Raw genomic sequence first — 423 nt, forward strand, 5'->3', positions numbered from 1 at the left:
CAGGATCTCGCCGGGCAGGCCGCGGCCGCGGTCGTCGACGCTGTCGGGTTGGAGGGTGAAGTCGTAGCGGGTGACGGTGCGCTGCAGCTGGGTCACCGTCGCGTGCCGGGCGAACTCCGCGACCGTGGTGTCGAACGCGGCCGGGGTGTGCCGGGCCACGACCGCCGCCTGGTCCAGGCTGATCCGTCCCTCCCGCAACGCGGCCACGGTGGCGGGCAGCTCCCCGGCGCGGCGGGCCAGCAGCACCATCGCACCGGCCTGGCCCCGCGAGAGCCCCGCCCGGAGCATCAGCCAGTGCTCCGGCGACCGCAGCCCCGCGGCCTGCCAGGACCCGTCGGCCAGGACCGCGACGACGAAGTCGACGAGCCGGGCGTGCGCGTCGTGCAGGTCGGCGGCCAGGGACGCGACGTGGTCCCAGTCCTG

1 protein-coding gene is annotated in these 423 nt (G+C 76.4%); it reads right to left on the reverse strand.

Annotation, left to right across the window (positions count from 1 at the left end; genetic code table 11):
* Positions 1 to 423 (reverse strand): DUF222 domain-containing protein (locus AB4Y83_RS22700; RefSeq protein WP_442298281.1); only part of this gene is annotated, 423 nt, incomplete at both ends.

This window comes from Terrabacter sp. RAF57, assembly GCF_052113925.1.
GTDB lineage: Bacteria > Actinomycetota > Actinomycetes > Actinomycetales > Dermatophilaceae > Terrabacter.